The 20567-nt window shown below is 60.9% G+C and carries 17 protein-coding genes and 2 pseudogenes; 13 read left to right on the forward strand and 6 right to left on the reverse strand.

Annotated features, from left to right (window positions below; all coding sequences use genetic code 11):
* Window positions 1–9: 9 nt before the first annotated feature.
* Window positions 10–816, reverse strand: a complete 807-nt coding sequence (locus MUU55_RS25920) for a shikimate dehydrogenase family protein (RefSeq protein WP_244763671.1) — start codon at window positions 814–816, stop codon at window positions 10–12.
* 83 nt (window positions 817–899) lie between these two features.
* Here MUU55_RS25920 and MUU55_RS25925 point away from each other — a divergent pair, with 83 nt between their 5' ends.
* The 3 genes from MUU55_RS25925 to MUU55_RS25935 are packed head-to-tail and all read left to right on the forward strand — an operon-like array spanning window position 900 to window position 3709.
* Window positions 900–2030, forward strand: coding sequence for an iron-containing alcohol dehydrogenase (locus MUU55_RS25925; RefSeq protein ID WP_244763672.1), 1131 nt, complete (start codon window positions 900–902; stop codon window positions 2028–2030).
* Window positions 2027–2722, forward strand: coding sequence for an SDR family NAD(P)-dependent oxidoreductase (locus MUU55_RS25930; protein ID WP_244763673.1), 696 nt, complete (start codon window positions 2027–2029; stop codon window positions 2720–2722). Before MUU55_RS25925 ends, MUU55_RS25930 begins: the two co-directional genes overlap by 4 nt.
* Window positions 2723–2734: 12 nt before the next feature.
* Window positions 2735–3709, forward strand: a complete 975-nt coding sequence (locus MUU55_RS25935) for a zinc-binding dehydrogenase (RefSeq protein WP_244763674.1) — start codon at window positions 2735–2737, stop codon at window positions 3707–3709.
* A gap of 221 nt (window positions 3710–3930) precedes the next feature.
* Here MUU55_RS25935 and MUU55_RS25940 read toward each other — a convergent pair.
* Together MUU55_RS25940 and MUU55_RS25945 are read right to left on the reverse strand one after the other, a co-directional pair.
* Window positions 3931–4130: pseudogene (locus MUU55_RS25940) on the reverse strand (carboxymuconolactone decarboxylase family protein); the annotation flags it as partial.
* Between the two features lie 160 nt (window positions 4131–4290).
* The gene (locus tag MUU55_RS25945) at window positions 4291–5217 is read right to left on the reverse strand and encodes a LysR family transcriptional regulator (RefSeq protein ID WP_244763675.1); all 927 of its coding nucleotides are present in this window, start codon (window positions 5215–5217) and stop codon (window positions 4291–4293) included.
* Window positions 5218–5377: 160 nt separating this feature from the next.
* Here MUU55_RS25945 and MUU55_RS25950 point away from each other — a divergent pair, with 160 nt between their 5' ends.
* The 7 genes from MUU55_RS25950 to MUU55_RS25980 all read left to right on the forward strand — a co-directional run bounded on the left by MUU55_RS25950 (window position 5378) and on the right by MUU55_RS25980 (window position 13454).
* Complete coding sequence (locus MUU55_RS25950; protein WP_244763676.1) at window positions 5378–6127, forward strand: SDR family oxidoreductase; 750 nt, start codon at window positions 5378–5380, stop codon at window positions 6125–6127.
* A gap of 375 nt (window positions 6128–6502) precedes the next feature.
* The gene (locus tag MUU55_RS25955; protein ID WP_244763677.1) at window positions 6503–7498 is read left to right on the forward strand and encodes a LacI family DNA-binding transcriptional regulator; all 996 of its coding nucleotides are present in this window, start codon (window positions 6503–6505) and stop codon (window positions 7496–7498) included.
* A 348-nt stretch (window positions 7499–7846) separates the two neighbouring features.
* Window positions 7847–8836, forward strand: coding sequence for a BMP family lipoprotein (locus tag MUU55_RS25960; RefSeq protein WP_244763678.1), 990 nt, complete (start codon window positions 7847–7849; stop codon window positions 8834–8836).
* A 59-nt stretch (window positions 8837–8895) separates the two neighbouring features.
* The gene (locus MUU55_RS25965; protein ID WP_244763679.1) at window positions 8896–10437 is read left to right on the forward strand and encodes an ABC transporter ATP-binding protein; all 1542 of its coding nucleotides are present in this window, start codon (window positions 8896–8898) and stop codon (window positions 10435–10437) included.
* Between the two features lie 53 nt (window positions 10438–10490).
* Entirely contained in the window at window positions 10491–11540 is a 1050-nt protein-coding gene (locus MUU55_RS25970; RefSeq protein WP_244763728.1) for an ABC transporter permease, read from the forward strand.
* Window positions 11541–11543: 3 nt separating this feature from the next.
* The gene (locus MUU55_RS25975; protein WP_244763680.1) at window positions 11544–12518 is read left to right on the forward strand and encodes an ABC transporter permease; all 975 of its coding nucleotides are present in this window, start codon (window positions 11544–11546) and stop codon (window positions 12516–12518) included.
* Window positions 12519–13454 (forward strand): nucleoside hydrolase, encoded by a 936-nt coding sequence (locus MUU55_RS25980; RefSeq protein WP_244763681.1) that lies wholly within the window; start codon window positions 12519–12521, stop codon window positions 13452–13454.
* Window positions 13455–13653: 199 nt separating this feature from the next.
* Here MUU55_RS25980 and MUU55_RS25985 read toward each other — a convergent pair whose 3' ends face one another.
* Window positions 13654–14493 (reverse strand): alkaline phosphatase family protein, encoded by an 840-nt coding sequence (locus MUU55_RS25985; protein WP_244763682.1) that lies wholly within the window; start codon window positions 14491–14493, stop codon window positions 13654–13656.
* A 77-nt stretch (window positions 14494–14570) separates the two neighbouring features.
* The gene (locus MUU55_RS25990) at window positions 14571–16154 is read right to left on the reverse strand and encodes an ABC transporter substrate-binding protein (protein ID WP_244763683.1); all 1584 of its coding nucleotides are present in this window, start codon (window positions 16152–16154) and stop codon (window positions 14571–14573) included.
* A 143-nt stretch (window positions 16155–16297) separates the two neighbouring features.
* On the opposite strand from MUU55_RS25990, the gene pdxR reads away from it, so the two are divergent.
* The gene (pdxR, locus tag MUU55_RS25995; protein ID WP_244763684.1) at window positions 16298–17803 is read left to right on the forward strand and encodes a MocR-like pyridoxine biosynthesis transcription factor PdxR; all 1506 of its coding nucleotides are present in this window, start codon (window positions 16298–16300) and stop codon (window positions 17801–17803) included.
* Between the two features lie 34 nt (window positions 17804–17837).
* Window positions 17838–18023: pseudogene (locus tag MUU55_RS26000) on the forward strand (SDR family oxidoreductase); the annotation flags it as partial.
* Between the two features lie 312 nt (window positions 18024–18335).
* Here the strand turns inward: MUU55_RS26000 and MUU55_RS26005 are convergent.
* The gene (locus MUU55_RS26005; protein WP_244763685.1) at window positions 18336–19205 is read right to left on the reverse strand and encodes a LysR family transcriptional regulator; all 870 of its coding nucleotides are present in this window, start codon (window positions 19203–19205) and stop codon (window positions 18336–18338) included.
* 234 nt (window positions 19206–19439) lie between these two features.
* Between MUU55_RS26005 and MUU55_RS26010 the strand changes: the two genes are divergently transcribed.
* Window positions 19440–20558, forward strand: coding sequence for a betaine/proline/choline family ABC transporter ATP-binding protein (locus MUU55_RS26010; protein ID WP_244763686.1), 1119 nt, complete (start codon window positions 19440–19442; stop codon window positions 20556–20558).
* Window positions 20559–20567: the final 9 nt, after the last annotated feature.

A 20567-nucleotide genomic window follows, 5' to 3' on the forward strand; every position in this document is an offset into this window, starting at 1 on the left:
GCCGGGCGCTCAGGCGCCCGGCTCTTCCAGCAGAAATCTTGCCAGCAACTCGATCTGACCGGTGATCATATGCACACCCTTATGGGCCACGCATCCCCGCTCCGCCGCCAGCCGCAACAGGGGCGTGACGTCGGGTTCCATCACGACCTCGGCGACCAGCGCGCCGGCCTCCAGCGTTTCGGCAGGGACCGGCATGGCGTCGCCCGGCTTCATGCCGAGCGATGTGCCGTTGACGATGAGATCGAAACCGGTGGCATCGGCGGGCGCGGTAATGATGTCGCGACCGGCAAAGGCGCCGCGCAGTCGCATCGCGAGTTCTTCTGCTTTTTCAGCGGATCGGTTTGCGATGGCAAGGCGGGTGACGCCGCCGCGCACCAGCGCCTCGGCAATGCCGGTCGCCGCGCCGCCGGCACCGACCAGCAAGGCCTTGCGACCCTGAATGACGTGGCCTTCACGCATAAGGCCCTGAACGAACCCGGCACCGTCGAACATCTCGCCGTGGAAGCGGCCATCCGGCAATCGCCGCGCGACATTGGCGACGCCGAGAAAACCGGCCGTTTCGGAAAGGCTGTCGCAGAGGCCGGCGACGCTTGTCTTGTGCGGGATGGTGACGATGACGCCCGCAAGGCTTTCGATACGGCGCAATCCGTCGAAGGCTGCGCTGAGGTTTTCCGGCGCGACCTGCCAGGGCACGAGAACCGCGTCGAGGCCGGTTTGCGCGCAATACGCATTGAAATGCTTCGGGGTGCGCAGGTGGTGGGACGGGTAGGCGAGGTGCACGATGACGCGGGTCGTGCCGGTAATACGTCGATCCATTGATGATCTCCTCCGAGTGAGTGCAGCATCTGTCTTAAAATATATCATATATCATGTAAACTTGAATACGCGGAGGGAACCAAATGCCGTTGCAACACAAACCCATCATGGAGATGTTCGATACGGGCGTCACCGTCTTCGGTGCACCGGGACGTTATATCCAGGGCCAGGGCGCCTGGCGATTGGTGGGGGATTGCGCCGCGACGCTCGGCGCGCGCGCCGTGCTCGTCATCGACGCGACGATCCGCGACATGTTGGCCGGGCAGCTGGAGGAAAGCTGTGCAGCCGCCGGTGTCGAGCTTCAAATCCTGTCCTTTGCCGGACATCTCGGCGCGGCCACCGGCGCGGAATTGCAGGCGCAGCTCGACGGCGCGGTCGCTGCGGTGCTCGCGGCCGGTGGTGGCCGGGCGATCGATGCTGGCAAGGCGCTGGCCGAACAACTCGGCTCCGGTCTCATTACCCTGCCGACAGTCGCTTCCAACGACGCGCCGACCTCGAAGAACTTTGTGCTCTACGAGGATGGGCACCGGATGCTCGAAGTGCGCCATCTCATGCGCAACCCGGATTTCGTCATCGTCGATACTGATATCCTTTCCAAGGCGCCCAAGGCACTGTTCCGCGCTGGAATGGGCGATGCGCTCGCCAAGAAATTCGAGGCGGAAGCGTGCTTCAACAGCGGTGGGGGAACGATGTTCCTGGCGCGTTCGACGCGCCTTGCCCATCAAATCGCAGACACCTGCTACGAGACGCTGATGCGCCACGGCGCCGGCGCCTGGGCGGTGGTCGGAACGGGAAACGTCACCGAGGATTTCGATGCAGCCGTGGAGGCAATGATCCTTATGGCCGGGCTTGGCTTCGAAAGTGGCGGCCTCTCGCTGCCCCATGCGCTGACGCGCGGCATTCCGCTTCTGCCCGGTGGCGGCGACGTGTTGCACGGCATCCAGGTGGCCTGGGCACTGATCGTGCATTTCGAGGCGCTGGGTTTCGAGCCGCCGCCAGAGCTGGTACGCCTCTACAACGTCGTCGGCCTGCCGCTGTCGTTGCAGGAAATGGGTGTCGCTGTGCCGTCGCGTGCGCAACTCGCGGCCGTCGCCGAGGCGACGCTCGCCGTACGGCACATCAAAAATCTGCCGTTAATCCTCGATGCCGAAGCACTGATCGACGCCATCCTCCGTGTGGAAGAGAAGGCCCCGGCGCGGAGTGCCTGCGCATGACCGCCCCGCTTGCGCTCATCACCGGTGGTGGCACCGGTATCGGCCGCGCTACGGCCGAACGTCTCCTTTCGGAAGGTTGGAGGGTCATTGCCGTCGGTTTAGACTGCGACGACGATCTGCCGCCGGCTATCCGCTTTCATCGGGCCGATGTCACCGATACGGCCGCCATCCTTCCCGCGCTGGCCGGTGAGACGGATTTGCACGGCTTTGTCCATTGCGCGGGTATTCTGCGTCATGAGCGGGAATGGCAGACCGCCGATTTCGATGCGGTGATGCAGGTCAATGTCAGCGCCGGCTTTGCGCTCGCAAATGCCCTCCTGCCGCGGCTGGAAACAGTGGGTGGCGCGATCGTCATGCTCGCCTCGATGTGGGCGATATTCGGCTCCGCCGGTGCGCCGGCCTATACGGCGAGCAAAGGCGCGGTCGCCGCTCTTGCGCGCTCGATGGCCGTTGCCTGGGCACCGAAGGGGATCCGGGTGAATTCCGTGGCGCCGGGTTGGGTGGAGACTCGCATGTCGGCGCGGGCGCGATCGGACAGCGAGCGCGCCCAGCGCATCAACGGCCGCATCCCGATGGGTCGCTGGGCGCAGCCGTCCGAGGTCGCCTCGGTCATCCGCTTCTTGCTGTCGCCTGATGCAGCCTATGTCACGGGCACCATGCTGCCGATCGATGGCGGCTATTCTGTTTGCTGAAAGGAGAATGCAATGAAAGCTTGGGTCCATCACGAAACCGGCGCGCCTGGCGTTCTGCGGCTGGAAGAGCGACCGCGGCCAAAGCCAGGCAAAGGAGAGGCGCTGGTGCGCAACCGCGCCATTGGCCTCAATCCTGTCGACTGGAAGTTCATCGAGTGGGGTCATCCGGCCTGGGAATGGCCGCACATTCCGGGCGTCGACGGCGCCGGTGAGGTGGAGGAGCTGGGCGAGGGAGTGCAGCATATCGCGTCCGGTGCTCGGGTCGCCTATCACAACGATCTCGTGCGGCCCGGTTCCTTTGCCGAATATACAGTCGTGCCGGCGCGAGCGTTGATTCCGCTGCCGGCAGCACTGCCCTTCGTCGCTGCGGCCACCATCCCGTGCCCGGCGCTAACGGCCTTCCAGGCGATCTCCAAGGTTCCGCTCGGCCCCGGCGCGCATGTCCTGGTGACCGGGGCCTCCGGTGCTGTCGGCGGCGCGCTGCTGCAGCTTGCCCGCGCTCGCGGCTGGATCGTCCATGCCGTCTCATCCGCAGCACAAGCTGAGAGAGTGCGGCGCCTCGGTGCCGCGACCGCGACGGATTATAACCGTTCGGCCTGGCGTGAGGAAATCCAGGAAAAGACGCGTGTCCAGCCACTGCAGGCGGTCTTCGATATGGTGAGTGGCACTCACGCCACGTCGCTTGCGCCGCTGTTGACGGCAAATGGCCATCTCGTCTGCATCCAGGACCGGCAGGAACAGGCGCCACTACCGGCCTTCACGACGACGATCTCGCTGCACGAGGTCGGTCTCAACGCCATGCACAGCCATGCGGATGACCGGCAATGGGGCAATCTCGTCGCTGCCGGTGCTGCCATCGCCAAGGACATTGTCGATGGTCGATTCGATCCGCAGATCATCGAGGCCGCCGCCTTCCAGGCGTTGCCGGAAGCGCTCGACCGGCTGAAAACAGGGCCCAATCCCGGCAATCGGGTTGTCGTCGTATAGCGACGCGTGAGATTGCTACCCCTGCTATAAATCGGGATCTATTGCAGGTCTATCAACGCGAGATTGGATCTATGCACCATCCAGGCGGAGGTATAGAAGAACACTGGAAAGGTGATGCTCCACATAAATTGATGATGGGCGCCAACAATCCGATTCCCTTCAACAGATAATTTAGCTCGTTTATGAGCGCGCCTACCTAACAGGCGCGCTCATAATCTTCATCATTTCTGCGGACGGCTCGCGATCGCATCGAAGAGACGAGCCGAGTACCTCAATGCCGCTCCTTCGTTCAGCGCAACGGCGACACCCAGCGCCTCCGCGATCTCGCCTTCAGTCGCACCGAGTTCAACGGCCTTCTTTGCGTGGACGGCGATGCAGCCGTTGCAACGGTGGTGACCGCCACAGCCAGAGCGATGATCTCGTGGATGCTGCCGTCGGTCCGATGATCGGGGGCGTATTGCTCGAGCATTTCTGCTGGGGCTCGGTCTTCCTGATCAATGTGCCGGTGATGCTCGTTGTCGCTCCTGCGCATTCGTATCTGTTCAAGAGCCAAAGACTAGGCCCCGTGCTACATTCGAGTGTTATCGTTCCGAAAGATCCCAATAAGGCGGACTGCCGAAAGCAGTGCGCAGGTGATCGGCCAGTGCCCGCAATTTGGCCGAAGGATTTCGGCCTTCGGGGTGTGCCATGTAGATGAACTCATCTTCGGGGTGCATGCCGATTTCGATGGGCAAAAGATTGCCATCCTTTATCGCCGGTCCGGCGATGAACATCGGCAGCAGGGCAATACCGAGACCGGCAATTGCCGCGTCGCGGATCATGTCGCCATTGTTGAGCCCTAGTCCCAACCGCCCATGCACAACGATGGCATCCGATCCTGGACTGCCTACGGCGGTTCGTGGAAAGCGCCAGTCGGCAACGCCGCGATTGGTATAGAAAATGCCCTTGTGGCCGGCAAGCTCATCGATCGAACGCGGCGCGCCATGCTCGGCAATGTAGTCGGGTGAGGCGCATAGAACGCGGCGACTGGGCGCCAGCTTCCAGGCCATCAGCCTCGAGTCGATGAGAGGGCCATTGCGGATGACGGCATCGAACCCGCCCGAGCTTGCATCCACCCGGCGGTCGTCAAGATCGAGTGTCAATTCGATATGCGGATGCGCGGCCAGAAACGGATAGAGTGCCGGTCCCAGATGCATCCGCCCGAAGGTTACCGGCGCGGAGATACGTAAGGGGCCAACCATGGCGCCGCGCCGTTCGGCCATATCTGCTGCAGCACTCTCCACATCGCCGATAATTCGCCGGGCGCGCTCCAGAAACGCACCGCCATCTTCTGTGAGCGTCAGCCGTCGTGTCGTCCGGTGAACCAGCTTTGCGTCAAGCGCCCGCTCCAGCTCTGCCAGCCTTTCACTTACGACGGATTTTGACTGCCGCAGCCGCCGTGCGGCCTCGCTGATCGAGCCCGCTTCGCTGATGGCAACGAATGCGGCAATGCCTTCAAGTTTCATCATCGTTCGGAAATTCCGGAAAATAAAACCGATATCTGCAAGCTAATCAGAACGCGAGAAAAAAACCATGTTTCCTTCAAGCAAACGGCCTGACGAAGACAGAAGATACGCCGACCGGTCTTGCCCTACCAAATAACTCATTGATCTGAAAAGGATTACCGCCATGATGCGTCTCGCAAACAAAACCGCCCTGATTACCGGTGGCACCAGCGGCATTGGCCTCGAAACCGCCAAACAGTTCCTGGCTGAAGGCGCCCGCGTTGCCATCACCGGCACCAACCCCAAAACCATCGAGGCCGCTCGCGCGGAACTGGGTAACGATGTCATGATCATCCGTGCCGATGCCAGTGACGTGAACGCACAGAACACGGTCGCCGCCGAGATAGAAACGACCTTCGGCAAGCTTGATATCGTCTTCATCAACGCCGGTGTTGCCGATCTCCGGCCCATCGAAAACTGGGACGAAGCCGGTTTCGACCGCACCTTCGATATCAACGTCAAGGGGCCGTTCTTCCTCGTCCAGGCGCTGCTGCCGATCCTCAGTAACCCGGCCTCGATCGTGCTGAACACTTCAGTCAATGCCCATGTCGGCATGCCGACCTCGAGCGTCTATGGTGCCAGCAAGGCAGCACTGCTCTCAATGGCACGCACACTCTCCGGCGAGTTGATCGGCCGTGGTATCCGCGTCAATGCCGTCAGCCCCGGCCCGATAGCCACGCCGCTTTACGGCAAGCTCGGCCTTTCGGAAGAAGGGCTCAATGCGATGGCTGCCGGTGTGTTGGCACAGGTCCCCGCCGCCCGTTTCGGTGCCCCCTCTGAAGTCGCCAAGGCAGTGGTTTTCCTAGCGTCCGATGAAGCAAGTTTCACCGTCGGCGCCGAGTTGCAGATCGACGGTGGTATGGGTACGCTTTGATTGGTTTGGCACGCGAATCTGGAAGCCTGGTGAACGCCTTTCTGGGCTTCTCGCGCTCATCATCAAAGCTTTCCAGCTGTTCCATTCCGCTATACGCGGGCTCACATCCTATCAAGAGCTTAACAGCCTCTCAAGCCATAACCTCCGGTAGATGTCGTGACTTGTGAAGCGCGGATCACGTTGGTCGCCCTACATTACCCTCCTCGTGGCGAGAGGCGCGCGCCGGATTTGCAGCTGGCTGATGACCTGCCAATCCGCGCGCGGAGCACTACGCAAAGAGACTTGGTGGTCAATGTATGGACATTCTATCTGCTGGCGAGATAGACGAATCTCTGGATCGGCCGATATTTGGCTCGGTTTGCGGCGGTGGGAATAGTGGCGGTAACGATCAAAGACATTGCAAGGCTCGCCGGGGTCTCGACTGCGACAGTGTCGAAGGTGCTGAACCGGAAGGATTCGGTGATTGGGGAGGAGACGCGTCAGAAGGTCCTGTCGCTGGCCCGCGAGTTGAACTATACGCCGAATTCGCTGGCCCGCTCGCTTGTGACGCGTAAGTCGCATGTCATCGGCATCATCGTTCCCGATATCCTCAATCCCTATTTCACCGAGCTGGTGCGGGCGTGCGACGATGCGGCGCGCCTGCGTGGCTATACGACGCTCGTCTGTAATTCCGAGGGCATAGCGGAGATCGAGACGGCGCATCTGGCCTCCTTCGGGGGACACCGCGTCGATGGCATCCTGCTCGCGGCCAGTGACGTCATACCCGATACGGAGCTTCTGGACGCCTTGTGTATACCCGTCGTCTGCATGGATCGGGAGATCGGGCCGGTGGCGCGGCTCGTTACGACGGTCGATACGGATTATCGCAGCGGCGCGTTTCAGGCGACCCGCCACCTGATCGAAAAGGGCCACACCCGCATTGCCTTCCTTAGCGGTGCGCCGCACCGGTCGAATACGCAAATCCGCCTTTCGGGATATAAGGATGCACTCGCGCAAGCCGGCATTGCCTTCGATCCCGAGCTGATCCGTTGCAAGGAGTTCCAGCACCGGTTCGGTCATCAGGCGACGCTGGACCTGCTGAAGCGAACCGATTTCACGGCAATCTGCTGCATGAACGACATGCTGGCGATCGGCGCGATGGTGGCCCTGCGCGAGCGTGGCCGGCGCGTGCCGGAAGACTGTGCCGTTATCGGCTTCGACAATATCTATCTTTCTCCGCTGCTGGAGCATCCGCTCTCGACCGTGGACCGGCGCATTGCTCATTCGGCCCGTGTCGCGACGACTGCCCTCATCGATTTCCTCGATGATCCGAACCGCAAGGTCGAAGCCATCACGATCATGCCCACGGTCGTCAGCCGCACCACGACTTAGGAGCGATCGATATTCAGGCCGTGCCGGCCTGCATATGGCACCTTCCTATTCAGGTGCGTCGATCACTCCCGGCGGACGCTAGTTCTTGTGCTGGCTCAACTTATTTCGCTTCCGCTGAAATGGGCCGGATTCCTCATGACGTCGACGTTATTTTAGCTCACGCTACGAGAGACCTTGACGCCTTTGGTGTCGCCAAAGTACACGTTTACCTGCGTTTAGGTACACGTTTAACTGACCTCAAATCGGCGGGATTGCTCTTGACAGCGAACAGTCCAGCTGTAATTTGTATAGACATTAGGATCGGTCTCGCCGGGCGACACGCTTCGGCTTCCAGGGAGGGAAATGACAATGCTGAAACATCTTATGGTGACGGTTGCCTTGGCGGCGATGACGGCGGGCGCGGCTGCTGCCGATTTCAACCCGGCAATCGTCTATGGAACGAGCGGTAAGTTCGACAAGTCGTTCAACGAGATGGCCTATACCGGCGCGGAAAAATTCAAGGCGGATACCGGTTCCAGCTACCGAGACTTCGAGGCGCAGGCCGATTCCCAGGCGGAACAAGGCATTCGCAACTTTGCAAGCCGAGGCTTCAGCCCGGTTATCGTCACGAATTTCGGTTACAAGGACCAGCTCGCCAAAGTTGCCAAGGAATTTCCCGATATCGACTTCGTGATGCTCGATGACGTGGTCGACCTTCCCAATGTCCGGTCGGTTACATTCAAGGAAGAACAGGGCTCCTACGTGGTTGGCCTGATCGCGGCCCTCTCCTCCAAGAGCAAGGCCGTTGGCTTCATCGGCGGCATGGATATCCCGATTATCCGCAAGTTCGGTTGCGGCTATGCGCAGGGCGCGTCGGCCGGCGGTGCAACCAATATCATCCGCAACATGACCGGTACGACGAACGCTGCCTTCAACGACCCGGTCAAGGGTGGTGAGATTGCTGCGTCCCAGATGGGGCAGGGCGCGGACGTCATCTTCGCCGCTGCCGGCGGTACGGGCATCGGCGTTCTCCAGAAGGTTGCCGATTCCGGTAAATTTGCGATCGGGGTCGATTCCAACCAGAACTATATGCACCCCGGCGTCATGCTGACCTCGATGGTCAAGCGCGTCGACGTTGCCGTCTACAATGCATTGAAGGATGCCAAGGAAGGCCAGTTCACCGGCGGCGTGCAATCGCTCGGTCTTGCTGAAAACGGCGTCGATTGGGCGTTGGACGAGCATAACCGCAGCCTGATCACGCCGGAAGTCGAGGCGGCCGCCAAGAAAGCGAAGGACGAGATCGCCGCCGGCACCCTCAAGGTCCACGACTACATGTCGGACGACAAGTGCCCTCTCTGAGAAATGGTTGGGCAGGCGTTTCTGCGTCTGCCCATCCAAAGCATAGTCTGGAGGAGGCCATGGAAGCAGAAATCGGTTCCGTGCGGCTAGTGCTGGAGCTTTCCGGCATCAATAAGAGTTTTGGCCCCGTCGTCGCCAACAAGGATGTAAACCTCTCCGTAAAGGCCGGCAGCATCCACGGGATCGTGGGAGAGAACGGCGCCGGAAAATCGACCCTGATGTCCATTCTCTATGGTTTCTATCAGGCCGATTCCGGCTCGATCCGCGTCGACGGCAAGGAGGTCGGCATTCCCGACAGCCGTGCTGCGATCGCCCATGGCATCGGCATGGTTCATCAGCACTTCAAGCTGGTCGAAAACTTCACCGTTCTGGAAAACATCATCCTCGGCGCGGAAGAGGGCGCATTTCTCTCCTCCAGCCGGCGCAAGGCGCGGCTTGAGCTTCAGCGACTTGCGAAGGAGTACGAACTGCAGGTCGATTTGGAAGCGGTCACGGAAGACCTGCCGGTCGGCGTCCAGCAGCGCGTGGAAATCCTCAAGGCGCTCTATCGTCAGGCGCGCATCCTCATCCTCGATGAGCCAACGGGCGTGCTGACGCCGAGTGAGGCCGATCACCTGTTCCGCATTCTCAGGCGCCTGCGCGACGAGGGCAAGAGCGTCATCCTCATCACACACAAGCTGCGTGAGATCATGGATGCGACGGACACGGTATCGGTCATGCGGCGGGGCGAACTGATCGCCACCGCCCCGACGGCATCGATGACGAAGGAAAGCCTTGCCGAGCTGATGGTCGGCCGCCGGGTGCTGCTGCGTGTCGACAAGTCGCCGTCGACGCCAGGCGAGGTCGTCTTCGACGTAAAAGGGCTGAACGTGCGCGACCAGCGCGGCGTGCGCATGGTCAAGGACGTCTCGCTTTCTGTTCGCGCCGGCGAGATCGTCGGCATCGCCGGCGTGGCCGGCAATGGACAGACCGAGCTTCTCGAGGCGCTGGCCGGAAACCGTGTGCCGGAATCCGGCACGGTTCTGCTCAACGGCGAGGAGATCGCCGCCGATCCGTTCAGGCGCCGGGCGGCGGGCGTTGCCCATGTGCCGGAGGACCGGCACGCAATCGGCCTCATCCTGTCGTTCCCACTGCGGGAAAACGCCAGCCTCGGCTATCACCGCCGACCGGAATTCGGCACGAGTCCTCTGCTGAAGCGCTCCCAGCTCCAGCACTATGCGCAGGACTATATTTCCGACTACGACATCCGTCCGCCCAATCCCGATCTGCGCACCTCGCTCTTTTCGGGCGGCAACCAGCAGAAGATCGTGCTGGCACGCGAGATCGAGCATGATCCTGAAATGCTGCTCGTTGGCCAGCCGACGCGTGGCGTCGATATCGGCGCCATCGAATTCATCCATCGACGCCTGATCGAACTGCGCGACCAGAACAAGGCGATCCTCCTCGTTTCGGTGGAACTCGACGAAATTAGGGCGCTCTCCGATCGCATCCTCGTCATGTTTGACGGTGCGATCGTTGGCGAGGCGAGCCCGGATGCCTCGGAACGTGAGCTTGGTCTGCTCATGGCCGGTGTCACCCAAGAAGATCAAGGGAGAGGCTAGTGCCCAGCTTTCTCAACATAAGGCAGATCGTCGATTTCGCGATCCTGCCGCTCATGAATGTCGCCGTCGCACTGCTTATTTCGGGGCTTGTGGTTCTCTTCGTCGGTCAGAACCCGCTGGAGGCAGTGGGCTATCTCGTCAGCGGGGCGCTGGGCTCGGGCGAGGGGATCGGCTTTACGCTCTACTTCGCCACCAGCTTCATGTTCACAGGGCTGGCAGTCGCGGTAGCCTCCCATGCAGGCCTCTTCACGATCGGCGCGGAAGGGCAGGCCTATCTCGGCGGGCTCGGCATCGCGCTGGTATGCCTGGCACTCGACAAATTCGTTCCCTGGTACGTGACGCTCGTGCCTGCAGCGGCAGCCGGTATGCTGTTCGGCGCGGCCTGGGCCTTCATCCCGGCCTATCTGCAGGCAAGGCGCGGCAGCCATCTCGTCATCACGACGATCATGTTCAACTTCATCGCCTCGTCGGTCATGATCTATGTACTGGTCAACCTGATCAAGGAACCGGGCAGCATGGCGCCGCAGACGCGCCTTTTCGATGCCGGCGGCCTCGTGCCGAAGCTGGGTGAGATACTGCCCGTCAATATCGGCACCGCGCCGCTCAATGTAAGCCTGTTCATCGCCATCATGGCCGCTATCTTCGTCTGGGTCCTCATCTGGAAGACCAAGCTCGGCTTCGAGATCCGCGCGACCGGCGCCAACCCGGCGGCGGCGCGCAATGCTGGCATCAGTTATGTCAAGATCACCATCGTCTGCATGTTGATCTCAGGCGCGCTAGCAGGCCTTGCCGGCGTGAACATACTGATGGGAGACCTCGGCAAGTTGCAGCTCGATTTTCCCGCCGGCATCGGTCTGGTTGGCGTTGCGGTCGCTCTCATGGGGCGCGGCCATCCAGTCGGCATCGCCGTCGCCTCAGTCCTTTTCGGCGTCCTCTATCAGGGCGGCGCCGAAATCTCCTTCTGGATGCCCAACGTCACGCGGGAACTGATCATGCTGATCCAGGGGCTGGTCATTCTCTTTGCCGGTGCGTTGAGCCTGATGTTCCGAAGCTCGGTCTATTCACTGGTCGATCTCTTCCGCTTTTCGAAACGGGAGGCCTGAGCGATGCAGGAATTCCTCACCACCATTGTTCTTCTCCTGAGCTCGACGCTCCGCCTGTCGGTGCCCCTTGTCCTGTGCGGACTGGCTGGTCTCTTTTCCGAACGTTCGGGCGTTTGGGATATCGGGCTCGAGGGCAAGATGCTGTTTGCAGCCTTCGCTGCGGCGGCAGCCGCCTATCAGTTCGATTCCGCCTGGATCGGCCTAGTCTTTGCGATCCTCGTCGCCGTCCTTCTCAGCCTCGTCCATGGCTTCGCGTCGGTGACGCACCAGGGCAATCAGATCATCTCAGGTGTGGCAATCAACTTCATCTCGTCCGGCTTGACGGTTCTCCTTGCGGTAGGTTGGTTTGCGCTCGGCGGCAGGACGCCGCAACTCCAGCCGGCGGCGCGCTTTCCCACCGTGGTGCTGCCCTTTGCCGAGGAGATGCGCTCGGTCCCCGTCGTCGGCGCGATCTATGCCGACCTGATCTCAGGCTACAATATCCTCGTCTATGTCGCCTTCGCGGCCGTGCCGGTGACGTGGTGGGTGTTCCATCACACGCGGTTCGGCCTTCGCCTTCGCGCCGTCGGTGAAAACCCCGCCGCTGTCGATACGGCCGGCATTTCCGTGGACTGGCTGCGCTACCGTGCGCTGCTCTGCGGGGCGATCCTCTGCGGCATTGCCGGGGCCTATCTCTCGGTCGCCCAGTCGGCGGGCTTCGTGCGGGAAATGTCCGCTGGCAAGGGTTACATGGCCCTGGCGGCATTGATCTTCGCGAAGTGGCGGCCGGTTCCCGTTCTCTTCGCTTGCCTTCTCTTCGGCTTCCTGGAAGCCCTGTCGATCCGCTTCCAGGCCTTCGATTTCGGGTTGGGGCCGGCGCTTTCCACCCAGATCGTCCAGTCTCTCCCCTATGTCCTCACGGTGGTTTTGCTGGCCGGCTTCATGGGCCGCGCCATCCCTCCGAAGGCCGGCGGCATACCTTATACGAAAGAACGTTGAATGACCGAACGTATTATCATCGATTGTGACCCGGGCGTCGACGACGCCGCAGCCATTCTGCTTGCCTTTGGATCGAGCGAGGTCGAGATCCTCGGCATTACCGCAGTCGCTGGCAACATCCCGCTCGAAAAGACGGAGGCCAACGCCCGGCTGATCTGCGAGCTCGCCAACCGAACAGACATCCCGGTCTTCCAGGGCTGCGGCCGCCCGCTGCTTTATCCAGAACGCGCCGGCGTCACCGTGCATGGTGATGATGGGCTTGGGGATATCGGTCTGCCGAAGCCGGCCTCTGCACCCGCCGAACGCACGGCCGTCCAGTTCATCATTGATCAGGTGCGCGCCGCGCCCGGCGAGGTGACCCTTGCAGTGCTCGGCCCCATGACCAACATCGCGGTTGCCCTCTCGATCGATCCCGGAATCGCACCGCTGATCAGGCGCATCGTTTTCATGGGGGGAGCGGCTTTCTGCCCTGGAAACATCAAGGAGCGCGCGGAATTCAACTTCTACTTTGATCCCCATGCCGCCCAGGCCGTTATGGCTTCGGGCATCCCGATGATCATGTTCGGCCTCGATGTTACCCACAAGGCGATCATCACGCAGGAACGGACGGAGCGTTTAAAGAGCCTCGGCCGGATCGGCGGCATCATCGCCGACATGCTGAACGCATATGGCGCGGGAGACCCGTGCCTGCACGACCCATGCGTTATCGCTTATCTCATCGAGCCTGCAATCTTCTCCGGTGTTCAAGGTTTTGTCGAAGTGGACTGCGTTTCGCCGCTTGCCATCGGCCAGAGCGTTGTCAGTGTGACCAAACGGGAGCTCGCCGGTCGTGCGCCGAACTGCTTCGTCATGACGGACGTTGATGCCGACCGGCTGTTCGCGCTTCTTGAAGAGCGCTATGCGCACGTGGAGCGAGAGAGCTCAAAGGCACTCTGAACGTATTGGCGGAGCCTCAGCTTCCTGCAGAGACGGATTATTTCTGGCGCCCGAGACGATCGTCTCGGGCGTTTCACTGTGACTATGCCGCCGGCTTAAAGAATTCAAAGCCTTACCCGTTGTGGGAAGCAGGATTCGAACGTTGATATCCCATTAAGAGCTTTCTTACTTAAGCGCCCTTTTCCTTCCTGCGAGCAAGCTAATCGAAAATCGCCTTTGACTTCATGCTGCCTGGCAGATCAACACCCAGTCTAGACAGGATGGTCGGCGCGAGTTGGAGTTGGTCCAGGAGCGCATCTTCGGTCGGGCCCTCGCCACCGCCGAACCAATAGAAGGCGACGTCCTGCATCTCGTCGTCGCGGCCACCATGGTGGCCACGGTTCGACTGGCCGTGGTCGGCCGTCACGATCACCTCGTAACCTGCCTTGCGCCAGCGGGGCAGGAAGGCGGCGAGCTGGGCATCGATGGTGAAGCAGGCGACGTCCATCTGCCCGCAATCCTGGCCGTAGCGGTGGCCCATGCTGTCGAGCGTGCAGGTATGCAGTATGCCGTAATCGATGGCATGGCGCTCGGTCAGCATGGTGAGCGTCGCGAAGAGATCGAGGTCGCTCGGCGTCATCTGGTTCTGGTGGTTGTAGCCCGCCATCGTATGGAAACGGCCGTGATGGATCGGGCCATCGGAATTGTCGTATTCGATGTCCTGCACCATGTCGAAGGGCGCACGCTGGAAGAAGGTCGACCAGAAGGAATGGGTCACCGCGCCGGTTTTGCCGCCGGCTTTGGTCACTTCGGAAAAGATATCCGGCTGATCGACACGGAAGAGCGTCTCGTTTGAGAGAACGCCATGGACCTGCGGCGGCACGCCGGTGTGGATCGAGGCGTAGCAGGATGCCGATGTGGACGGAAGCACGGAGCGCATCTTCCACACGCGTGCCTCGCCGGTCTGCACCCAGCCCTCCAGATTGCCCATCAGCCGTCGGGCGTTGCGCCAGGGCTGGCCGTCGAGGATGATGAGCAGGAGTTTGTTGCGAAGGGGCATTGGCTGTCCATGAACGGTGCTGGCGGGATGCGCCGCCAGGCAAGGCGGCGGATTGGGTCGGTGTCTTGCATGCTTGCTCAGGCGCTGAGCCAGCACCGCAGCGGTGCATCACCGTTCATCAGTTCGCCGGCGGGATTGTCCACCCAACCCTGGATACTCTCGCTGACGCCATCGATGAAGTCGTTGAACATCGGCACGATCAGGCCGCCTTCGTCGCGCATGATCACCGACATGTCGCGGTACATTGCGCGCCGCTTCGCCTCGTCCAGTTCGGCGCGCGCGGCGATCACCAGCTTGTCGAAGGCCTGGTTCTTGAAGCGCGTGTCGTTCCAGTCCGCCGTCGAAATATAGCCTGTGGAATACATCTGGTCCTGCGTCGGCCGGCCACCCCAGTAGGAGGTGGCGAAGGGCTGGACGTTCCAGACGTTCGACCAATATCCGTCACCGGGCTCGCGCTTGACCTCGATGTCGATGCCGGCCCTCTTGGCGCTTTCCTGATAGAGGACCGCGGCATCCACCGCGCCCGGAAAGGCGACCTCCGACGTGCGCAGCAGGATGCTGCCGTCATGGCCCGACTTCTTGAAATGGAAGGCGGCTTTTTCCGGATCGTAGGTCCGCTGCTCGATTTCTTCGTAGAGCGGATAGGCCCTATTGATTGGCGTGTCGTTGCCGAGCGAGCCGTAGCCCTGCAGGATACGGTCGATCATGGTCTCGCGGTCCATCGCATATTTCAGGGCGAGGCGCAGGTCCGCATTGTCGAAGGGCGCCGTGTCGCAGAACATGTTGAAGGGATAGAAGCCGCGGCCCGAAATGTTCTTGATCGTCACCTTCTTCATGTTCTTGAGCAGCGCGACGGTTTTCGGCTCGATGCGGTTGATCATGTGCACCTGGCCGCTTTGCATGGCCGCGATACGCGCCGTCGCATCGTTGATGACGACGATCTCCACCTGTTCGGCAAAGCCCACCTTGTCGCCTTCCCAGTAACCGTCGAAACGGACGGCGTTGTAGCGCACGCCTGCTTCGCTGCCGACAATCCTGTAGGGGCCGGTGCCGATTGCGGCGGCCGGGTTGTCTTTCCCGCCGTTTGGCTGGATCACCAGATGATAGTCGATCATCAGGAAGGGCATGTCGGCATTGCCTTCCTTCAACGTGAAGACTACGGAATCGCCATCAGCCTTGACGGTCTCGATGCCCTTGAGGATGCCGAGCGCGCCTGATTTTGCGTTTTCGTCCGAATGCCGTTCGATCGTTGCGACCACGTCATCGGGCGTCAGCGTCTTGCCGTCGTGGAACTGCACGTCCTTGCGAATTTTGAATGTCCACGTCTTGGCGTCGGGCGAGGAACGCCATTCTTCGGCCAGGACTGGAATGGGCGAACCGTCCGGCGCCAGCCAGACGAGCGTTTCGCCCCACAGGTGGTTGACCATCGCGGTCACCTGATTGGTGGCGAGGCCGGGGTCGAGGCTGTCGCTCGACGCGCCGCCCTGCATGCCGACCTTGATCGTTCCGCCACGCACAGGGCCTTCTGCCCGCACGGCAGTCGACAGCAGGGAGCCCGCGGCGACTATGCTCAGGCCGAGGAAAGCACTGCGCCCGAGAAAATCCCGACGCGAGACCCGGCCCTTAGCAACGAGGCCGGAGAGGTAGGCAAGTTCATCCATCGATAATCCCCCGATACGGCCAGGTGAGACGGGCTTGGCCCGTCCGGTGGCGCCTTTTTGAAATCCGGGATGGATATGAACCGGCAAGCGTGCTGTATACATGGCCAGAAATCGCAAATTCGACCAGTCCACTTGTAACGCCCGTGACATACGGGAGGCGCATCATCGCACGCACGATCGACGGGTCCAGCCTGGACGGATTGATCCTCGACGCCGACAGCGCGAGGCCATTGTACCTGCAACTCTATGACGGGTTGCGACAGATGATCCTGTCCGGCGCTATACCGGGCGGGACGCGCATACCCTCGTCCCGCGTGCTGTCGGAAAGCCTGGGGGTTTCCCGTTTCACCGTCGTGACGGCACTCGATCAGCTCGTGGCGGAGGGATACCTCAGTTCCACTCGCGGCAGCGGCACCTATGTGGAAACCGTGCCGAGGCGCGATGCCGGCAAGTCCAAGGTGCATCACGAAGGTGTTGTGGTCTCCGACCGGTTCGAGAAGCTGGTCTCGCATCGCGGCCAGGCGTTGACATGGCGCAATTCCCTGACGCTCAACGACGGGTCGCAACATCTTCACATGGCCTCGCCCGATCACCGCCTGTTCCCGGTGCACATCTGGTCGCGGCTGACGAAGGAGGTCTTTGCCGAGGGCGACTTTCGCATCGTCAACTATCGCGAGATCCTCCGCCCGTCCCTCCTCGAAGAGCAGATCGCCAAACATATCGCCGTCAGCCGCGGCATCCGATGCGAGCCGGAGGAAGTGGTTACCACTCTCGGCGCCCATCATGCCGTCAACCTTCTTGCCGAGTTGCTGCTCAACCCGGGCGATACGGTCGCCTTCGAGGAACCAGGAATGGCGGCGATCCGATCGATCTTCCAGTCCTATGGCTGCAGGATTGAGCCGATGCATGTCGATGCATCCGGCCCGGATCCGCACACGGTCGCCAGTCGCGACGTCAAGCTGGCCTTCGTCACGGCCGCCAAGCAGCAGCCGATGACAATCGGCATGCCCATGAAACGCAAGTTGGAAATGCTCCATTGGGCGGCGGACCGCGACACGCTGATCATCGAGGACGACCTGGGCAGTGAGTTTCGTTACCAGGGCGGGCCCATTCCCCCGCTGAAGGCCCTGGATCAGGCTGGCCAGGTCATCTATGTCGGCGCGTTCAGCATGTCGCTGCTGCAATCCCTGCGCGTCGGCTACATGATCATGCCGCGGGCGCTCGCGGAAAAATGCCGCCGGCTGATCCAGGTGCGCTATCGCGCACTGCCGCAATTCACCGAACAGATCGTCGGGCGCCTCATTGAGGACGGTCACTACGCGCGCCACCTCCATCGGATGCGGCGTATCTACGCCCAGCGTCAGAACCAGCTCCTCGACATTCTTCGCTCCGATTTCGCCGATATCTTCGAACCGCCCGAGTTTGCATCGGGCTTCTACAATCTTTGCTACTACAGAGATCAGTCGATCGATGAGGACGCCGTTCTGATCCGCTGCCGGCGCAACAATCTCGGCGTTGAACAACTGTCTTACTACTACGCAAACCGAACATCGCCGCGAAAGGCGCTTCTCGTCGGCTTCGCTGCATCGAACGAGGAAGAGATTGAATTTGCTACGAAACTGCTAAAACGATGTCTGAAACCGACGTAAAGATCTCGTGAGGCCTCGCATCGTCGAGATATACCCCATGCCCGAAGCCGGGGTGTGTCGTTCCGGTCGCACGATCGCCGACCTCGACATGCTCGTGCCCTTCGGCCGCGTTGGCAAGCCTGAGGACGTCGCGGCGCTCTTTGCGTTCCTCGCGTCCGACGAAGCTGCGTTCATGTGCGGGTCACTGGTGGAAATCACTGGTGCGCAAGCAGTTGCCTAAAAAGCTTGATCTTTGTTTTCCAAGTATTTGCGCAACTCGAAGCGCGGCATGATGAACGGGCCACGGTTCGAGTCCCATCAAGAGCAAAGCTCGCTGACCTTGGCGGTTTGCTCACCGGGGGGAGCAGCTGGAAACCTCGCACTCAGGCCGAGACCGCCTGCTCCGTCGTCACTCGCCTTCACAAACGGTTGCTTGCTCCCAAGAGCCTGAAAAACAAGGCTTGACGATTTGGTACATCTGTACGAAATGTATTGGTACGGATGTACTAATGAGGCTTCGTTGCTATACCCTAGGTGCTCGTTCGAACCAAAATCAGCATTGTGGTGGAAGCGTGAGCTTTTCTGCCGCTTGCCTGAACCCCGCATGCACATCGTCAAACCAAGGCCAGGTCTGTGTTCGAGAGACGTTGCGCGCGAGATAGGCAGTGCGGCGAAAGCGCGGGGCATCCTTGACCTCAAAAACCTGACCGTCTTCCATTCGGTCCTTGACGACCCTATAGGGCAGGTAGGCCGATCCACCCCATTTCAGGATGTGTTCCAAGGCGAACACACCGTTGGTGAACGTCACCACAGCTGTATCTTCGACCGGAAACGTCTCTGCATGCCAGCGGCGGAAATCCTCGCCGTGGTCGACATAGACGTACATCGGATCCCAGCGCATCAGGCCCCGTTCGACAGTCGCGACCTCGATGAAGAGATCTTCGAAAAGCGGACTGATGGAAAAGCCGGTTGCCGGCGGCGCCTCGTAGGCGATTGCCACGTCGACGATGGAGTTGACAATCCACGGGCGCACCTCCGCCTCGCTTCCGCTCTCGACGTTCACGGCGACCGTCGGGCATCTGGAGCGGATGGTATTGAGCCACAACTCTCCCACCCCGCTCCACAATGCGTCGGTGCAGCCAAGATTGCAGACATCGTCAAATCCACTCGGCAGCGAGGTGTCGTGGCGAGCCTGGTTCCAGACCTGGATCAGGATCTGGGCGTGCTTGACGAATTTGGAACCGTTGGCTGTCAGCTCGGCGCCGGATTTGACCCGCCGCAGCAACTTCTGGCCGAGCACGTCTTCGAGCGCATTGATGCGCGCTGTCACGGTCGATTGCGTGACGTTCAGTTTGGCGGCGGCCTTATTGAGATTACCCGTTTCCATCACCACAAGAAACGTATGCACGTGCGACAGATTCATGCCCGGATCCGCTTTCGAGTAAATTCGATAAAGTCGAATATTATTACCATAATAATTTGATTTACAGGATTATGGCTTTCTGTCAACTTTTCGTCATCCACCGGCCAAGCGGGGAAAGCTCTTGAGGGCGACCTTCGCCTCGGAATGGTGACTGTCGCCCCGGGCGAGGGGCCGATCGTGCTTTTCGTGGCCGAACACCCGGCTCATGCAGCTTCCATCCGTCGATGAGGTAAAATGAACGCTGTCCCCAAGATGCAGTTCGATACGTCGCATTTCGACAAAGCTCGAGCTCCGGTTGTTTCCTGCCGGAACGTCTGGAAGGTCTTCGGACACAAGTCTGTCGTTGACCGGATTCTAGGCGACCTTCTTGCCGAGAACATCGACGTGGAGCGCGCGCGCCGAGAGCATGGCTGTGTCGTGGCGGTGAAAGGCGTCAGCTTCGACGTCCGTCCGTCCGAGGTTTTCTGCATCATGGGGCTGTCGGGCTCGGGAAAATCGACCCTGATCCGTCATGTCAACCGTCTTATTGAGCCGACGGCCGGAGACATCCTCGTCGATGACTGCTCTATTTCCGCCCTTGATGCCAAGGCATTGCGAGAACTGCGCGCCCGCAAGATCGGGATGGTCTTCCAGAACGTGGCGCTCCTCCCGCACCGAACCGTTGAAGAAAATACGTATCTTCCGCTCGAATTGCGTGGCGAAACAGGTGCTGCCGCACATGCGGCGGTCCATCAGGCCCTGTCGATCGTCGGGCTTGCTGGTTGGGAAGATCGGTACCCGAGCGAACTTTCCGGCGGCATGCAGCAGCGTGTGGGATTAGCGCGGGCGCTTGCGGCGGACGCCGACATTCTCCTGATGGATGAACCATTCAGCGCGCTGGATCCATTGATCCGTAAACAGTTGCAGACCGAGTTCCGGCGGCTTGCCAAAACGCTCGGCAAGACGGCCCTTTTCATTACCCACGACCTCGACGAAGCGATCCGTATTGGCGACCGGATTGCGATCATGCGCGATGGGCAGATCGTGCAGACAGGATCGCCCGCCGAGATCGTGCTGTCGCCTGTCAACGACTACGTCGCCCAATTCGTCGAGGGCATATCGCCGGTTCATTTTGTCGATGCCGAGCGCATCATGGTGCCTGCAACGCAGTATCCAGCGCACGCCGCTGCCCTTTTGGCCTCAGTCGTGCCGGAAGGATGGCCGGTCTGCGAACGAGGCACGCTGCTTGCCAAGCTCATTGTCCTGCAAACCGAAAGTGACCGCCCGATTGCCATCGTCGATGGCGGTCTCGTCATCGGCGTTGTCGGGCCTCGGGAAATTCTGATCGCCGTCGGCGGGCACGAAAAAAGATAGAAGGAGACG

Source organism: Shinella curvata, assembly GCF_022899935.1.
Taxonomy (GTDB): Bacteria; Pseudomonadota; Alphaproteobacteria; order Rhizobiales; family Rhizobiaceae; genus Shinella; species Shinella curvata.

Excerpts from the sequence above, each read along its gene's own strand:
- MUU55_RS25985 (WP_244763682.1), bottom strand. The coding sequence starts at position 14,493 with ATGCCCCTTCGCAACAAACTCCTGCTCATCATCCTCGACGGCCAGCCC.
- MUU55_RS26010 (WP_244763686.1), top strand. The coding sequence starts at position 19,440 with ATGAACGCTGTCCCCAAGATGCAGTTCGATACGTCGCATTTCGACAAA.
- MUU55_RS25925 (WP_244763672.1), top strand. The coding sequence starts at position 900 with ATGCCGTTGCAACACAAACCCATCATGGAGATGTTCGATACGGGCGTC.
- MUU55_RS25980 (WP_244763681.1), top strand. The coding sequence starts at position 12,519 with ATGACCGAACGTATTATCATCGATTGTGACCCGGGCGTCGACGACGCC.
- MUU55_RS26005 (WP_244763685.1), bottom strand. The coding sequence starts at position 19,205 with ATGAATCTGTCGCACGTGCATACGTTTCTTGTGGTGATGGAAACGGGT.
- MUU55_RS25990 (WP_244763683.1), bottom strand. The coding sequence starts at position 16,154 with ATGGATGAACTTGCCTACCTCTCCGGCCTCGTTGCTAAGGGCCGGGTC.
- MUU55_RS25965 (WP_244763679.1), top strand. The coding sequence starts at position 8,896 with ATGGAAGCAGAAATCGGTTCCGTGCGGCTAGTGCTGGAGCTTTCCGGC.
- MUU55_RS25970 (WP_244763728.1), top strand. The coding sequence starts at position 10,491 with ATGAATGTCGCCGTCGCACTGCTTATTTCGGGGCTTGTGGTTCTCTTC.
- MUU55_RS25950 (WP_244763676.1), top strand. The coding sequence starts at position 5,378 with ATGATGCGTCTCGCAAACAAAACCGCCCTGATTACCGGTGGCACCAGC.
- MUU55_RS25920 (WP_244763671.1), bottom strand. The coding sequence starts at position 816 with ATGGATCGACGTATTACCGGCACGACCCGCGTCATCGTGCACCTCGCC.
- MUU55_RS25960 (WP_244763678.1), top strand. The coding sequence starts at position 7,847 with ATGCTGAAACATCTTATGGTGACGGTTGCCTTGGCGGCGATGACGGCG.
- MUU55_RS25930 (WP_244763673.1), top strand. The coding sequence starts at position 2,027 with ATGACCGCCCCGCTTGCGCTCATCACCGGTGGTGGCACCGGTATCGGC.
- MUU55_RS25935 (WP_244763674.1), top strand. The coding sequence starts at position 2,735 with ATGAAAGCTTGGGTCCATCACGAAACCGGCGCGCCTGGCGTTCTGCGG.
- MUU55_RS25975 (WP_244763680.1), top strand. The coding sequence starts at position 11,544 with ATGCAGGAATTCCTCACCACCATTGTTCTTCTCCTGAGCTCGACGCTC.
- MUU55_RS25945 (WP_244763675.1), bottom strand. The coding sequence starts at position 5,217 with ATGATGAAACTTGAAGGCATTGCCGCATTCGTTGCCATCAGCGAAGCG.